The organism is Streptomyces sp. JH34 (assembly GCF_029428875.1).
Classification (GTDB): domain Bacteria; phylum Actinomycetota; class Actinomycetes; order Streptomycetales; family Streptomycetaceae; genus Streptomyces.
Window position 1 is genome coordinate 2,412,865 of sequence record NZ_JAJSOO010000001.1, and the last position, 15,415, is coordinate 2,428,279.

15 protein-coding genes and 2 pseudogenes are annotated in these 15,415 nt (G+C 69.7%); 8 read left to right on the top strand and 9 right to left on the bottom strand.

The features are described 5' to 3' along the window. Positions 1-7 precede the first annotated feature (7 nt). Entirely contained in the window at positions 8-802 is a 795-nt protein-coding gene (locus tag LWJ43_RS10355) for a class I SAM-dependent methyltransferase (RefSeq protein WP_277331996.1), read from the bottom strand. A gap of 65 nt (positions 803-867) precedes the next feature. On the opposite strand from LWJ43_RS10355, the gene LWJ43_RS10360 reads away from it, so the two are divergent. Beyond that, positions 868-1,497, top strand: a complete 630-nt coding sequence (locus LWJ43_RS10360) for a CGNR zinc finger domain-containing protein (RefSeq protein ID WP_277331997.1) — start codon at positions 868-870, stop codon at positions 1,495-1,497. Here LWJ43_RS10360 and sodX read toward each other — a convergent pair. Continuing rightward, positions 1,401-1,838: a nickel-type superoxide dismutase maturation protease gene (gene sodX, locus LWJ43_RS10365; protein ID WP_277331998.1), complete on the bottom strand. Its 438-nt coding sequence runs from the start codon at positions 1,836-1,838 to the stop codon at positions 1,401-1,403. The two genes, LWJ43_RS10360 and sodX, sit on opposite strands and share 97 nt — an antisense overlap. A gap of 180 nt (positions 1,839-2,018) precedes the next feature. Between sodX and sodN the strand changes: the two genes are divergently transcribed. Next, entirely contained in the window at positions 2,019-2,414 is a 396-nt protein-coding gene (gene sodN / locus LWJ43_RS10370; RefSeq protein WP_014154121.1) for a superoxide dismutase, Ni, read from the top strand. 7 nt (positions 2,415-2,421) lie between these two features. On the opposite strand, the gene LWJ43_RS10375 is transcribed toward sodN, so the two are convergent. Both LWJ43_RS10375 and LWJ43_RS10380 read right to left on the bottom strand, forming a co-directional pair. Further along, a complete protein-coding gene (locus tag LWJ43_RS10375) occupies positions 2,422-3,576 on the bottom strand; it encodes a tyrosine-type recombinase/integrase (protein ID WP_277335853.1) in 1,155 nt (384 codons plus the stop codon). Positions 3,577-3,600: 24 nt separating this feature from the next. Next, entirely contained in the window at positions 3,601-4,101 is a 501-nt protein-coding gene (locus LWJ43_RS10380; protein WP_028438806.1) for a helix-turn-helix transcriptional regulator, read from the bottom strand. A gap of 120 nt (positions 4,102-4,221) precedes the next feature. Between LWJ43_RS10380 and LWJ43_RS10385 the strand changes: the two genes are divergently transcribed. From LWJ43_RS10385 to LWJ43_RS10400, 4 genes are all read left to right on the top strand, one after another. Beyond that, positions 4,222-4,416 carry a helix-turn-helix transcriptional regulator gene (locus tag LWJ43_RS10385; protein WP_030628141.1) on the top strand — a complete coding sequence of 65 codons (195 nt, stop codon included), beginning with the start codon at positions 4,222-4,224 and terminating at the stop codon, positions 4,414-4,416. A gap of 143 nt (positions 4,417-4,559) precedes the next feature. After that, on the top strand, positions 4,560-5,999 hold the full coding sequence (locus LWJ43_RS10390; protein WP_277331999.1) for a DUF3631 domain-containing protein: 1,440 nt from the start codon (positions 4,560-4,562) through the stop codon (positions 5,997-5,999). A gap of 315 nt (positions 6,000-6,314) precedes the next feature. Then, entirely contained in the window at positions 6,315-6,884 is a 570-nt protein-coding gene (locus LWJ43_RS10395) for a hypothetical protein (RefSeq protein WP_277335854.1), read from the top strand. After that, entirely contained in the window at positions 6,874-8,571 is a 1,698-nt protein-coding gene (locus tag LWJ43_RS10400; protein ID WP_277332000.1) for a relaxase/mobilization nuclease domain-containing protein, read from the top strand. The genes LWJ43_RS10395 and LWJ43_RS10400 overlap by 11 nt, the downstream gene beginning before the upstream one ends. Positions 8,572-8,602: 31 nt before the next feature. Here LWJ43_RS10400 and LWJ43_RS10405 read toward each other — a convergent pair whose 3' ends face one another. The 5 genes and pseudogenes from LWJ43_RS10405 to LWJ43_RS10425 all read right to left on the bottom strand — a co-directional run bounded on the left by LWJ43_RS10405 (position 8,603) and on the right by LWJ43_RS10425 (position 13,149). Beyond that, the gene (locus LWJ43_RS10405) at positions 8,603-10,030 is read right to left on the bottom strand and encodes a hypothetical protein (RefSeq protein ID WP_277332001.1); all 1,428 of its coding nucleotides are present in this window, start codon (positions 10,028-10,030) and stop codon (positions 8,603-8,605) included. A gap of 123 nt (positions 10,031-10,153) precedes the next feature. After that, positions 10,154-10,700, bottom strand: a pseudogene (locus LWJ43_RS10410) (HAD domain-containing protein). A gap of 15 nt (positions 10,701-10,715) precedes the next feature. After that, on the bottom strand, positions 10,716-11,408 hold the full coding sequence (locus LWJ43_RS10415; RefSeq protein WP_147959460.1) for a class I SAM-dependent methyltransferase: 693 nt from the start codon (positions 11,406-11,408) through the stop codon (positions 10,716-10,718). Next, positions 11,409-12,320 carry a phosphotransferase family protein gene (locus tag LWJ43_RS10420; RefSeq protein ID WP_277332002.1) on the bottom strand — a complete coding sequence of 304 codons (912 nt, stop codon included), beginning with the start codon at positions 12,318-12,320 and terminating at the stop codon, positions 11,409-11,411. A gap of 79 nt (positions 12,321-12,399) precedes the next feature. Further along, positions 12,400-13,149: pseudogene (locus LWJ43_RS10425) on the bottom strand (hypothetical protein). Between the two features lie 194 nt (positions 13,150-13,343). Between LWJ43_RS10425 and LWJ43_RS10430 the strand changes: the two are divergent. After that, entirely contained in the window at positions 13,344-14,699 is a 1,356-nt protein-coding gene (locus LWJ43_RS10430; protein ID WP_277332003.1) for a tetratricopeptide repeat protein, read from the top strand. 1 nt (position 14,700) lies between these two features. After that, complete coding sequence (locus tag LWJ43_RS10435; protein WP_277332004.1) at positions 14,701-15,231, top strand: NUDIX domain-containing protein; 531 nt, start codon at positions 14,701-14,703, stop codon at positions 15,229-15,231. Positions 15,232-15,415 lie beyond the last annotated feature (184 nt).

Below are 15,415 nucleotides of genomic sequence, written 5' to 3' on the forward strand. Positions count from 1 at the left end.
CGCCGCCCTACTTCACGGCGAGCACCAGGCTGTCCGACGGCGAGGCCCAGACCGCCCGTGCCTCCGCGAAGCCGGCCTCGCGCAGGGTGCGGGCGTGCCAGTGGACGGACGGCATGTCGCCGTCCGCGTGCTCGCCGTAGATCGCGAACCGCTCGGCGGTGGGCGCCGCGAGGACCGGGTCCTTCGCCGCCAGGGCCCACCAGTCCGCCCAGTCCACGGCCCCCTCGGCCCTGGCACGGTCCATCGCCGCGTGCCGCCGGGCACGTTCGGCGGCGTTGATGCGGGGGGTGTCGGTGTCGATCATGTGGTCCGCGTTCATGAATACCCCGCCGTCCCTGACCAGTCCGCCGATCTGCCCGTAGAGGGTGGCGAGCGGCTCGCTGTGCAGCCAGTGCAGTGCGGTGGCGGTCAGCACGGCGTCGTACGTGGGATGCGGGAGCTCTGCGGTCCAGGCGGCGTCCTTCAGGTCCGCGGTGACGAAGGTGACCCGGTCGTCGCCCTCGAAGGTGCCGCGCGCGATGGCGAGCAGCGCGGGGTCGAGGTCGACGCCGGTGCTGGTGGCCCGGGGGAACCGCCTGAGGAGCCGGTCCGTGATACTTCCCGTACCGCACGCCAGGTCGAGCACTCTCGGTTCGGGCCCCACGACGGCCTCGACCATGTCGAGCATCACCCGGAACCGCTCCTCGCGGTCCGGCATGTACCACTCCTGCTGCCGGTCCCAGCTCTCCTGCCAGGACTGCCAGTCGGTGCCTGCCGCCGTCATCCGGACCTCCACCTCGTCACCTGCGCGCGTAATACCCATAAAAGGCGACCACCCATTACACTGGTCGACGCACCGACCATAGACCGACGCCGTAAGGACTACAAGTGGAACTGGCCTATTACTCGGATTACGCCGTGCGTCTGGTCAACACCGAGGAGCCGGCCCGCGGCAAGGACTCCCTCACCACGGTCGAGTCCGTCCGGGAGCTGTTCGGTGCCAACGCGCAGGCGGCCCGTCGTGCGACCGACGGGGACGTGACCCGCTTCCGGTCCGTGCGGGCCCGGCTGCGCGCGGTCTTCGAGGCCGCGGACGACGGCGACGAGACCCTCGCGGTCGATCTGCTCAACTCACTGCTGCTGGAGTTCCCGGTGAGCCCGCAGATCTCCGGGCACGACACCCGGGACGAGGACGGCACGCCGGACTGGCACATGCACCTCGCCGACCACCCGTCGAACGCGACGGCGGGCTACGCCGCGATCGCGGCGATGGGCCTCGCCTTCCACCTCACCTCGCACGGCGTGGACCGGCTCGGCCTGTGCGAGGCCGCGCCGTGCCGCAACGCCTACCTCGACACCTCGACGAACCGCTCCCGGCGCTACTGCTCGGACCGCTGCGCGACCCGGGCCAACGTGGCCGCCTACCGGGCCCGCAAGCGCCTGGAGTCGGAGAGCTCCGGCGAGACCCGGCGCACCGCCGAGACCGCCCAGCCCAGCAGCCCCCACACGGATCGCTGATCCTTCCTCAGCGGCCGGTAGCGGGCCCGTACCCGGGCCAGCACGAGCTCCTCGGGCACCGTCCCGTAGTCCGTGCTGTCCCCGCCCGCGAACGAGTTGTCGCCGAGCACCCACCAGCCCCCGTCGCGTCGCTCGGAGGCCCGCTTCACGACCAGCAGGTCCTGCTGGAGCGGATGACGCAGGATCACCACGTCCCCCGGGCGCACCGGCGCCCCGCGCTGCACGAGCAGCAGGTCCCCGTGGTAGAGCGTGGGCACCATCGACGGCCCCGTCACCTCCACCACCTGGAACGGCCTGCGGGCCGCCCGCCCGCTCCACGGTTCCTCTGCCGGTTCCGGCATCTGTGGCACCTCCCGGTCCATCCTCCGGTACACGGCTGCGCGCACCACTCCGTATTTTCGGCCGACGACCCCGTCCTCACCCCGGACTTTTGGCCTAAGCCCCAGGGGGCAGCCGTAAAAAGGGCTCTCCCACGGAGTAATGTCCCACCTGAGAAGACGATCACGAGGAAGGACAGCTCCATGCTTTCCCGCCTGTTTGCCCCCAAGGTGAAGGTCAGCGCCCACTGCGACCTGCCCTGCGGCGTGTACGACCCGGCCCAGGCCCGCATCGAGGCGGAGTCCGTCAAGGCCGTCCAGGAGAAGTACCAGGCCAATGAGGACGCGGACTTCCGCACGCGCGCCGTTCTGATCAAGGAACAGCGTGCCGAGCTCGCGAAGCACCACGTCTCGGTGCTCTGGAGCGACTACTTCAAGCCCCCGCACTTCGAGAAGTACCCGGAGCTGCACCAGCTGGTCAACGACACCCTGAAGGCGCTCTCCGCGGCCAAGGGCTCGAACGACCCGGCCACGGGCCAGAAGGCTCTGGACCTGATCGCCCAGATCGACACGATCTTCTGGGAGACCAAGAAGGCTTGATCTCTGGTTAGGCCGTCTGACCTGCGATTTCGCTGGTCATGTCGCCTACCGGTCCGCACCCGGTCCGCAGGCCGCCGAGAACGGCGTCCATCACGGACCGGGTGCGGTCTTCTTCGCCCGGCCACAGGTGCGCGTAGATCCGCAGCGTGATGACGGCGGACGCGTGGCCGAGGACGAGCTGCACCTGCTTGACGCTCGCCCCGCCCGCGATGAGCGCGGAGGCGTAGAAGTGCCGCAGGTCGTGGGTCACCGTGTGCGGCAGCTCGACGGGCTTGCGGCCCTCACGCTTGGCTGCTTCGCTCTCCGCCGCCTGGAGCGCCCTACGTGCGCAATTCCACTCGGTTTTCCAGCGGCGGTAGTTGAGCGGTTCCCCCTCCTCCATCGTGAACAGCCACTCCGTGGAGGGGCGCGCGGCGAGGTGCCCGAGGAGCGCGTCGGTGACGACCTCCCCGACCGGAACCGTACGCCGGGACTTCGCGGTCTTCGGCGGGCCGATCTTCCCCGACTGGAGCCGCTGCCGCTCCACGCGAATGCTGCCGGCCTTGAAGTCGACGTCCGACACCTTCAGGCCCAGCAACTCACCTATGCGCAAGCCTGACCCTGCGAGCACGACGACGGCTGCCCGGATGTACGGCGGCATCACGCGTGCCATGGCCTCCACCTGGGCGACGGTGGGCGGAGTGACCTCCTCGTCCGGCATGACCGGAAGGGTGATCCGGCGGCACGGAGTGGATGCGATGACCTTGTCGTCCACGGCCGCGGTCATGACGCGCACGAGAACGTCGTGGACGTTCCGGACGCTGCCGGGGCCGAGTTGGTCGGACAGGTGCTTGAAGAGCACCTGTATGTCATTACGGCGTATCGCCGCCAGTGAGCGGGCGCCCAACGCCGGTACCAGGTGGAGCCGGAGCGCGTTATCGGTGATGCGCTCACCCGCCTCGCTCGCGATGAGCGAGCCCTGCCACCTCTCGGCGTACTTCTGGAACGTGATGCGACCGGCGCGCGGGTCGACGTACTGACCGGTGACCACGCTGGTCGTGACCTCGTCGAGCCAGCGCTGGGCGTCGAGCTTCCGGTCGAAGTGGCGAGCGTGCTCCTTGCCGTCGAGATCACGGTAGCGGGCGCGCCATTTGCCGTTGGGGCGCTTCTGTACGTTCGCCAGGCGACTTCTCCTCTGTGCTGGTTGTCAGTAGTGGCCCCCGTCCTCGATGTCGCCGCTGAGGACGCGCGCGTCTCGCTCGTCCCCCATGAGGCGGAGGCATTGCTCGTGGATCGCCCGCGAGCTGTCCGGGTGGGCCTTGATGTGGCCGGCGACGGCGACCACGGCACGGTGCAGACGGTCGCGGGCATCACGGGTTTCGTAGAACGCTTCGACGGCTTCCTGGACGAGCCGTCGGCTGTCGACGTCGAGCCCTTCGAGGGGCGGCGACATCAGCTCTTCGAGGGGGAGCTCGAAGACGCGGGAGAAGGCGAGCGCCTCGTCGAGGTTGATCCGGCGACGGGGTGAGCCGTTCTCGATGCGCCAGACGGCCGTCTGATTCATCTTCACGCCAGCTCTGGTCACTCGTTCGGCCAGCTCGGTCGTGCTCCACCCTCTGACCTCGCGCTCCAGGGCCACGCGGCCCGCCACGTTGCCTTCGCTGTAGAGCAGCGGCACCTCGCCACCCTCGGGCTTCTCGCTTGCCATCGAACCTCCATCGCGACCGTCGCTATCCAAATTGAAACACGAGCTTCCCGGTTTGGCTAACCACCGATCATGACGAACTGATTATGCAGATCGAATCACCACCTAGCCAAATGGGAACGCATGCGATACCTGACCACCGCCGAGGTAGCCGAGCGCTACCGCACCGCCGAGAGCACCGTCCGCTACTGGCGCCAGCTCAAGAAGGGGCCGCGCGGCATCAAGGTCGGCAAGCGGGTGCTCTACCCCGAGGCCGAACTGCTGCGCTACGAGCGCGCGCTGATCGACGGCGGAGACGAGTGGGGCTTGGCCTCATGAGCCGCCGGACCGCCCGGACACAGGAACGGCCCTCGGCGCGCCTACGCCGAGGGCCGGAGATCCCCTTGCACCTCGCCCATCCCTGAACGAACTGGTCGGGGGCGAGACCTTGCCCGTCTCGCCCCCACCTGAGAGGAACATCTATGAAGGACCCTACGTCCCCCGCCACCTCGAAGGCATCCGGTGTTGCCTGGCCACCGATCGCGGTCCCGGGCCAGGGTCTGCCTCGCGACCGAGAAGCACGCCCCGCCATCGGAGGCCCGCCCGCCGATGCTCCGAGCCGGAGCTCACGCGATTCGCGACCTGCCGAAACTAGTGCCCCGACAACAGCGTCGGACAGCGCAGGCGTTCCTGCTCCAGGCGGACCAGAGTCCCAAGATAGCGGCGGGCCGGCAGGCGAAGGCAGCGCGCTGCTGGACGACCTCCGCACGGCGATCGGGCGGTACGTGGTGCTGCCGAGCGACGAGGCCCTGACCGCCGTCACCCTCTGGGTCGCGGCCTCCCACATCCAACCCGCCCTCCAGCACGCGCCACGGCTGGCGGTGGTCGGACCGACCAAGGGGTGCGGCAAGTCCCGCCTCCTGGACGTCCTCTACGAGACCGTCCACCAGCCGATGATGACGGTCAGCACCTCCCCCGCCGTCGTCTTCCGCGTCATCGGCAAGAACCCGCCGACGCTGCTGGTGGACGAGGCCGACACCATCTTCGGCCCCAAAGCGGGCGACAAAGAGGACCTGCGCGGCCTGCTGAATGCCGGGCACCAGCGCAACCGGCCCGCCTGGCGGATCTCCGGGCCGGAGCACAAGCCGACCGCATTCCCCACCTTCGCGATGGCGGCGCTGGCCGGTATCGGTGACCTGCCGGACACGATCATGGACCGGGCAATCGTCATCCGCATGCAGAAGCGCAAGCCGGGCGAGCGGATCACCCCGTTCCGATCGCGGTACTCCGTACCGGAACTGCACGCGCTTCGCGACCGGCTGGCCGACTGGCTGGTCCCGCAGCGCGGCACCGTCGCGGGCGCGGTGCCGAAGATGCCCGTCGAGGACCGCGCCGCCGACACATGGGAGCCGCTCGTCATCGTCGCCGACCTCGCCGGCGGGCACTGGCCCGCGCGGGCACGTGCCGCCTGTCTGGCGATGACGCGCAACGAGGTGGTCCAGGACGGGCAGACGACGCTGAAGACACGGCTGCTGCGTGACATCCGCCGCGTCTTCGACCAGGAGGCCGGCAAGGAGGCCATGCGCAGCCAGGACCTGCTCGCGGTCCTCATCCAGGACGCCGAGGCCCCGTGGGCGGAGTACGGCACGAAGGGGCTGAACGCCTACCACCTGGCGAATCTGCTGCGCGACTTCGGTATCAGCCCGGCCAACTACCGATTCGAGAACGGCAGGCAGGCCAAGGCGTACGCCCGCAACCAGTTTGTGGACGCATGGGCCCGCTACTGCCCCGACCCCGCCCTGTCGGCACCCACCGCCGAGGTCCCGGCACATCCGACCCGGGGCAGGCCGCCCGCCCCTCCGTCCGGGACGCTGCCCACCGGCCCGCCGGGAGGGCCCGCAGGCCCCAGGCCCACTCGCTGACACCAGGTCCGCATCAATCCGTCGCATCCGTCCCCGCGCAGGTCAGCGCGGGGACGGATCTCCTCGGCGTTACGGATCACTCCGTACCTGCCTCCGTCTCCGTACCTGTGCTGACCAGCCACGCGACGGATGCGACGGATGCGACGACGGGCCACCCCACACGACTGACGGAGCACCACCATGCCCGAACCGAACGCCGACGACCCCACCCCCCGCCGCCGCAGGAAGTTGTTCAGGCTCACCCGACGACCAGCAGCAAGCTGGAGCGAACGAGCCTCTAACGAGGCTTCGTCCGCGCTTGCCCCCGCCTCAGGGATGGCGGAGGACAAGGCCGAGCGCCAGGGGGCGCCCGAGCCGAAGGAGGGGGTGGCCGAGGACTCCGGCCGGCCCGCAGCCGACTCCGCTCCCAGCAGTACGCCGGCCGATGCCCCACCGCTCGTCGAGCAGCCCTCCTGGCGGGACCTCGACGCCCCCGCCCTGCCCGCGCAGATGAACCGCAAGCGCACCGTAGAGAAGCGCGACCAGGAGAAAACCATCCGCTTCACGCGCACCGCGGTCCAGGTGATCAGCGCCGCCGCTCACCAGCGCGGTCAGAGGTTCGCCGGATTCGTCGGGGACGCAGCCCTGGCCGTTGCGGTGGGCAAGGCGGGGCTGGTCGGCAGTCCGGAAGACGATCCACTGCGCCCGCTGATCGAGGCCGTCGAGGCGCACACGGTCGCCCTGAACCGCATCGGCGGCAACCTCAACCAGATCACCGCAGCCATCAACCGAGGAACCGTGCCCGAGCGCGCCGAGACGGTTCTCGACCACGTCGAGCAAGCAGCACAGAACAGCTTCCACCTCATCGACCAGCTCCTCGCGAACGGCACGACCCATGGTTCCTGACGTCTCCACCGGCTCCGACAGCCGCGGACTGATCGCCTATCTCTTCGGCCCCGGCCGCCGCGACGAGCACACCAACCCCCACATCGTCGCCGCATGGGACATGAACGGCGCCCCGGACCCCGGCCGCGACCCGGCAGCCACCTACTCCCAGCTCGCCAGGCGACTCGACCACCACGTCGACCTGCGCACCCGCGAGCTGGGCGGCAAGAAGCCACCGCAGCACGTCTGGCACTGCCCGGTCCGCACCGCGCCCGGCGACCGCTACCTCACCGACACCGAGTGGGCCGAGGTCGCCCGCCGCGTCGTGCACGCCACGGGCATCGCCCCCGACGGCGACGAGAGGGCCTGCCGATGGATCGCGGTCCGTCACGCCGACGACCACATCCACATCATGGCCACCACCGTCCGCGCCGACGGACGCCGCCCACGCACCCACCAGGACGGCCGACTGGCACAAGCGGAGTGCCGCAGGATCGAAGCCGAGTTCGGCCTGCGCCGCCTGAAGTCCGGCGACCTCACAGCCCCCCGAACCCCCACCGGCGCCGAACGCGCCAAGGCCGAGCGCCAGGGCCAGACCGTGACAGCACGGCACTGGCTGCGCGAGCGGGCGTACGCGGTCGCCGCCGCCGTACACACCGAGGCCGACTACTTCACCGTGCTGCAGTCCCTCGGCATCAAGGTCAAGACACGCCTCGGCCCCGAGAGCGGCGACGTGATCGGCTACAGCCTCGCCGCACCCGGCGACACCAACAGCGCCGGCGAACCCATCTGGTACGGCGGCTCGAAACTCGCCCCCGACCTCTCCATCAACCGCCTCCGCGAACGCCTCCCCGACCAGGAGGTAACCGACCGCCCCAGGTTCGCGGCAGATCCCGCAGAGCCGTGGCAGCACACCATCACCGCGATTCAGACGGCGCACTTCGCCCTCGACTCCGACGACCATGCCGCCGCCCAGGCCCACCTCGCCGCCTTCGGCGACGCCCTCTACAACATCGCCAGCGCTACGCCAGGCCCGCACCGGGCAGAGCTGCGCGCAGCAGCCATGTCGTTCAACCGCGCCCGCCGATCGACCACCCGCGCGGACCACCAAGCCGCCAGTGCCCTGCGCCAAGCCGCCAAGGAACTCGCCTACGCCTCCAACGAGCCCGGAGGACTCGCCATCGCACTGCTCTTCGCCACCGTGCACCTGACCCGCGCCGCCGCCAGGTGGCACGAGCAGCGAGGCCACGAACAGCAGGCCGCAGCAGCCGACGAAGCCTTCCACCACCTGCAGGCCGGCTACCAGCAGGCCGCCGCACCCGTCCTGACAAGCCTGACCCGCCGCGCCCCACGAGCTGAGACCGCCCGCCGCTTCGAGCAAGACCTCCGCGCGGCCTTTCCCGACCACGCCGACCGGATCCTCGCCGACCCCACTTGGACCGCTCTGACCACAACTCTCGCCCACGCCGAGACCACCGGCCACAACCCCCGGCGTCTCCTGGCTGAGCTGGGTACCCAGCAGGAACTCGACAGTGCCGAGCACCCCGCCGAGGTGCTCAACTGGCACGTCTACGCTCAGCCGAACAAGCTGGTTCAGGCGGCGCGCAGGCGAAACACCTTCAACGGCCCATCGTCCATGTCCACCGCCCCAAACCTTCCGGCCACACCAGTGTCCATGAGGCCCCAAGAGCGCGGCCGGCGCCGCTGACGGCCTGGTCAAATGCTCTCGCCATCCCGTTCTAGGCGTAGTTCCACTCTTCACTGGGCAGCGAGTGCCACAGATCGAGCCAGTCATGGAGCAGGAAGAGCGGTCGGGTCAGGACGATGTCGCCAGCACGTTGGGATCGGATTGCGAGGCCGAGGTCGACGAAGACCGGATCGGCGGCTGGACTGTACGTCAGGCTGCCGGACTGCAGTGTCGTGCGGTGGACGAGCCAGTCCTCCACCTGGGAAGGCGCGCAGCCGGTCAGCGGGGCTGCCTCCAGTCTCACTTGGGGGCCGGTGAGGGCGTTCACGGCGACACACCCCAGGCGGCCTTCCTCGAAGAGGGCCCTGATCCCAATCTCGGCGAAATCGACGTAGTTGAGCTGTTGGCCATCGCCGTGAGCGAAGTAGGACGAGACGGCCGGTCCTTCACTGAGAGCATGGGTGATCTCCTCCAGTGTCATCCCGAAGTGCAGAGGGCCGACTCCTACGTACGGCGTGAACGTCCACTCGGCGCGCTCCTCCTGCCTGGCGATTCGCCACGGGCCTTGGTACCCCGCCCCGCTCCCTGGGGCGGGTACCGGCGGTTCGGGTGCTGGTTCCGGCGGGGCCGCATGTGTGGGCGCGGGCGGGTCCTCACGTCGGCGGCCGCGTTGTTCCGGAGCCGCGGTGTCCTCCGGCTGCGCTTCCAGCCAGCGGATCGCCTGCTCCTGGCCCTCCCCGAACGGGTCGTCCGCCAGAGCGTGTGCCCGGTCCAGGGCTGCGCGGTGTTCCTCCTCTGCGGCGACAAGACCAGTGACGCTCTCGCCCCAGGCCGCCAAGCGCTCCCGGGCGATCCACCGGTAGTACGAGTCTGCGCTCACGGCAAGGACCGCACGAACGGCAGGTGCGTACCGGGGGACGGACGAGACGAGGCAGGGGTCGGCCAGGAGCAGGGCGGTGGCCGCGAGCGCGGCCTCCCTCACCAGTGGATCATCGGCGTCGCAGAAATCCGCGATGCAGTCGTGGAGCACCGGCCGTGCCGCACGGGCAGCGGCCAGATCCCGCGCCGCCCCGACACCGTGCTCGATGTCCAGTCGGGCAATGTCGGCGAACGAAGCCAGCCAGTTCAGCAGTTCGGCGCGGAGCGGCCGCCGGCCGGCCCTGCGCTCCCACCGGTCTTCGGCGAGGGTGCGCGGATCGTCGAGAAGACGAGCGAGGACCAAGGCCGCCGGGGCGGTCGCCGGAAACACCCGCGCCTGATGGAGGAGTAGCCGGTACAGATCCCCGACCGCCCGCACCCGGTGGGCCGGGTCGGCGGCGAGCACCGCGCCGAGGATGTCCGGGGTGTCGGGCACATCGTGCCGGCCCGTGCAGAAGTGCGGCAGCTCCTCCCAGGCGGTGCCTGTGAGTTCGGCCTGCGCTGCGGGTGGGAGGGAGTCTGCGGGACCATCAGGAAGGTCCGGGGTTGATTCGTTGATCACGGTCGCAGTGTTCCAGCCGCCTCCGACATCAGCGGTGCCGATACCTGCCACAGACCACAGACGGCTCAAGCTTGAGCAACACTCTGATGCCCTCGCTGCTCATGGCAACAAGGGCGCCAGCCCTCATGCGGCGTGGGCTGTGGGTAACCGCGAAACCCACGTCCTGAGTTCGGTCAGGTGCTCGGGCTGCAGCGCGAGGTGTGGGTCTGGCTGAACGAGGAGGGTCGGCGTTCCCCTGGCTGTGCGCTCTGCCGCCCATGCGTGGTCGAGGCTGGTGAAGTCGTCGTCGATCCAGACGGCGGGGGCGTCTGCCAGCCAGTCGTTGACGTGGTCACGTTTCCAGAGGTAGCCGTCGGGGTGGCTGGTGGTGATCTGGGGGCGAGGCAGGTCGAGGTGAGGGAAGTCGGGCAGCCCCAGGAGAGGGCCGATGATCGTGGTGGCGTCCTTGCGCCAGCTCGTGCACCACACGGGGGGTGACGATCCCGCTGGTCAGGAGGTCGGCGATAATGCCGCCCTGACTCGGGTCGAGCCAGATGGGCACGGGGTCGTCGGGGCGCCGGCCGGTAGGCAGGACGGTGTGACGGACGTGGGTGGGCGGGGTGCTCCCGTCGGCGGCCGGGAACGGTATGAGGACGCCGTCGATGTCGAGAAGCAGGTAGGGCAGGGTCATCGGTGCCTCCGTCGGTCAGCGTTTACGGGCGGTGATCAGGAGGGTGGTGGGCCACGGGTCACGGCGCGGGTGCCGCAGCTCCACCGCCGAGGTGATGCCCAGGCCGGTCCGGGAGAGGTGGGCTCCCCAGCGGCGGGCGTCGAACTCCCATCGAGTGAGGGGAAGTCGGGTGCGGTCGGGCATGGTGACGTAGTCCTCGCGCGGACGGTCGTCCGTGGATGGATGTCTTCCGGCCCGTGCCGGGTGAGGGACGGAGAAGGCCAGGACACCGCCCGGTTTCAGGCGTCGGGAAATGGCGGCGAGGAGGAGCTCGGGGGCGACGAGGCCGACGGCGCCGAAGACGGAGTAGATCGTGTCGAAGGTCTGGCCGGTGGCCTGAAGGTGGTGCAGTGCGTGGCCGGCGGCGAACGTGGCGCCGTCGATGTGGCCGTAGTGGGAGCGGGCCCGGCGTACCTGGAGGCCGACCAGGTCTACGCCGGTGACGCGGGCCTGGTGATGCTTCGCGATGTGGGCCACGTTGTGGCCGGGGCCGCAGCCCAGCTCCAGGACGCGTTTGCCGCACAGGTCCCGGCCCAGGATCTCGGCGCCGGGACCGATGCCCGCGTGGGTGCTCCATTCCATCCGGGCCGGCGCGGTGAGGGCGTGCGCGGGGGCGGCGGCTGTGCGCTGGGCTGCGTGGGCGTACCAGGGGGAGACCTGGGCGAGCACCTAGACCTCCAGGAGTTGGACCACGTCGTTCAGGTGGCGGCGGACGACGGGGATGTAGGCGGGGTCCTTGGCCGGGTCGTTGATCCAGCGGATGGCCTGCTCCATGAACCACTCCACGGCCCACATGCGGTGCCAGCCCAGGGCCCATGCCTCTGCGGCGAGGCCGCCCCGCGCGGCGAGGGCGTCTTCATGACCGCCTGCGGTGACGTACTGCTCCAGGAACACCCGCATGCGGAAAGGGCTCGGTACGTCGGTGGTGCCGTGGTAGGAGGCGAGGTCGATCAGGCCGGGTCCGGTGAAGGCGCGTGCGAAGTCGAGGAGGTGCCAGCCGTTCTCCCCGATGTGGACGCTCGTGGGGTGGAACTCGGAGTGGACCCAGCCGAACGGGTCGAGTGTCGCCCCCTGGACACGGGTCTCGGCAGCGGCGGAGATCTTCCCCAGCGCGGTCTCGATGTCGTCGCAGTCCGTCCATCGGTCGGCTTTTCGCAGCCGCTGGAGGTGATCGAGGGCTCGGCCGGGCAGGGCTGCGAGGCCGGCACCGTCGAGGAGGGGCAGACCGCCCGCCGGGCGGGCGGCATGGAGCATGACGGCGGCGGCGACGCCGTCGAGGTCGTCTGCGTCCCGTACGGGGGTGCCGAGGTCGTCCATGAGCATCCCGAGCCACTTGTCCTGCATGGCGGTGGCGTGGAGGGCGGGGACCGGGAGCCCGCGCTGGTGGGCCGCCCGCAGGGCCTGGGCCTCGCGGTCGAATGGCTCCTTGGCGTACTTGAAAACAGCTGTGGTGCTGTCGGGGAAGGTGACGCGTTCGACGCCGGACATGCCCCAGACGCGAATCTCGGTACGTTCGGGGAGGGGCTTGCCGACGAGGGTGCATAGGTCGTACAGCAGGGTGGCGGACAGGCTCTGGGCCATGGGGGTCTCCAGGGGACTGGTGGGCTCCGGGGCGGGCGCGCGCGAGCTGGCCCGCCCCGGAGCCGTACTGGGGGCGGGGTTACTCGGCTGCGGTCACGCGGTGGGCGTAGACCTGCTCGATCCAGCCCGCCTTGAACGCGGCGAGGTCGTCACGGAAGTTGGCCATCGAGGCACCGTAGGGTGCGACGACGCCGCCGGACTGGTCCGGCACGGACTGGCATCCGTGTACGAGCCTGCCGCCGAGCGCGGTGTGGGCCTTGATCGACTCGATCCGGCGGTGTTCGTTGAACCAGCCGCCGTGGTAGACCTCGTCGAGCATCCCGCCCGTCTCGTCGTCCAGGTCGAAGACGACGGAGGTGGCGGCGGGGAAGAACCAGCACGGGCCGACGTTGGAGATGTGCCCGTCCAGCTCCACCTTGTTGAGCGCCATCAACGTGGCCGCCTCGCGCAGCATGCGCAGATGATCGGCAGTGATCTGCGGCAGGCCGAGGCCGGCCAGGTGCTCCTCGCGGAAGAGGTACGAGTACACCCCGTACGCCGTCGCCAGCACGCGGGCCGCGTCCGAGGTGGACTCGCCGTGGTTCTTGATGAAGTCGAGCGCGAGCTGCTCGACCGCGCTCTCGGTCGTCTCATCCACGTCCAGGAGCTGGGCCTTCACCAACTTTCAGTCGGCGACGAGCCAGGTGCTGGACTCGAAGCGGAAGAAGTACTCGGCCGGGTCGATGGTGATGCGCCGGCCGTCCACCTGGATGCCGGGCAGGCGGTTCCAGCGCGGGTCGAAGGCGTCGGGCAGCTCGACCGTGATGGTCGCGGTGTCGATGGTGGTCACCGTGTCTCCGTCTCTGATCGTCCGGGCCGGGGCACAGGAATGCCCGAGCCCGTTGGGGCGTACGGAACTTGGGGGCCGCCCGGCCCGAGAGTGGGGCGGCTGTCGATAAGTGAACCGTCCGCTACGCAGAGTGGGTACGGTGTGACCGAGGTCAAGCGGTATACACGGTTTACGGATCCGGAGCGGGGGCGATCGTGCCGACACCGACCAGCGCCAGCTCCCGCCTGCGCGACACGATCAACGCGGCCGGGTGCACGTATGACGCGCTCGCCAAGGACGTACGCCGCATCGCCGCCGAGAACGGCGAACTGCTCCAGACCAACAAGTCGGCCATCTCCCACTGGGTGGGCGGTGCCCGCAGGCCGACCGGCCAGGCAGGCCAGTACCTCGCCGAAGCCCTCTCACGGCGGCTGGGCCGCGTCGTGACCCGAACCGAGCTGGGCCTCCACTCACCCGACACGGAGTCGCCACCAGACACCGACCCCGTCACCGCGGTCACCGACCTCGGCCGCGCGGACGTCGAGCGCCGCCGCTTCCTCGCCATCGCCGCGTTCACCACGGCCGGCGTGGCCATGCCGCTCATGCACGACCACGAAGCTACCTCGCGGATGCTCCGTGCCCGCACCGCCCGCTCCCTCGTCGGCAGCGACGACATCGACGTCGTACGACAGATCACGGCAGCCTTCAGTGCCGCCGACGAAAGGCTCGGCGGCGGGCACGGCCTGACCACGGTCACCGCGTACCTCGCCGACACGGCAGCCCCCATGCTGCGCGGCCGGTTCCCCACAGAAGCCTTACGCCGGGCCGCCTTCGGCGCCGTCGCCGAACTCGCCTACCTCGCAGGGTGGAAGCACCACGACCTGGGACACGAAGGCGCTGCCCAGCGCTACTACCAGGTCGGCTACCAGCTCGCCTGCGAAGCCGACCCCCACGGCCATGCCGCCTGGATGATGCGCGCCCTCGCCCACCAGTCCCTCAGCCTCAAACAACCCCACCACTGCGTGGACCTCGTCAAAGGCGCCCTCACCCGCGGCCTCGGCCACGTAGACGGCCAGACGGAAGCGCTCCTCCACATCACGCACGCCCGTGCCTACGCAGCCGTCGGCGAGAACCCATTGGCCGCCCGCGCTCTCCTCGCCGCCGAAGACGCACTCCTGCGCGAGGACGGTCCCCAGCCCAGCTTCTCCCGCGTCAGCGGTCCCGCCGCCGGCACAGTCGCCAGCCACACCGCACGCACGCTGACCGACCTCTCCGACCACATCGGAACGGAACAACAGCACCGCGACGCACTCACCCGATGGGACCCAGAGAAGTACAAGCGCGTCCACGCCCTCACCCATGCCGACCTCGGCGACAGCCTGGCCGCCCAGGTCCGCGCCGACGAAGCGGTTGCGTCCTGGACTCAGGCCCTGGTCCTCATGGAGGGCATGACCTCCGACCGCACCCGCAAGGCGATCACCTCGATCCGTTCCACGCTCGCGGTCTACCAGCGCCGCCGCGTCCCCGGCGCCGCCGATCTCGCCCGCCGCGCCCGCGAGGCCCTCGCCTAACATGCCCAACAACCTGCCCGACGAAGGGAACCCCGTGGCTCAGCAGACCGATAACCGCCCTCCAGCCCTCAAGCCGGCGCTCGACTCGATGACGCTGCTGGTCGCGGCCGTCATCGTCCACGACAGAACCACTAACCGCGTCGTGCTCCTCCAGCGCAGCGAGAACGCGAAGTTCGCCCAGGGGATGTGGGACCTGCCCGTCGGAAAGAGTGAACCGGGCGAGCCCATCACGGAGACTGCGGTCCGCGAGCTCTACGAGGAGACGGGCCTCACGGTGAAGCCCGAGTCCCTCAAGGTCGCCCACATCATCCACGGCGCTTGGGGCGTCGAGTCCCCCAATGGCTTCCTCACGGTCGTCTTCGCCACCCACGAATGGACCGGCGAACCCGAGAACCGCGAACCCCGCAAACACGCCCAGGTCCGCTGGGTCGACGCAAACGCGGTGCCCGAAAATTTCGTCGACACTACTTCGAGCGCCCTTCACCGATACCTCGCTGGAGGGCCGGAGGTCTCCCTCAACGGCTGGCACTGAAATTTCAACTGCGGCGTAACCAGCCGCCAGATCCTCCCTTCGCTTCAATGAGCCTCTTCAGCTTGGCCTTCAGGTCGAGCGCGCGCGTCGGCGACCCGCGCGACTACAGAATCCGCGTCCCCCAACCGTGGGCGAGTTAAAATACCCCAATGGAAGCCAAATCCCGACAAGGCGACGATCTCAT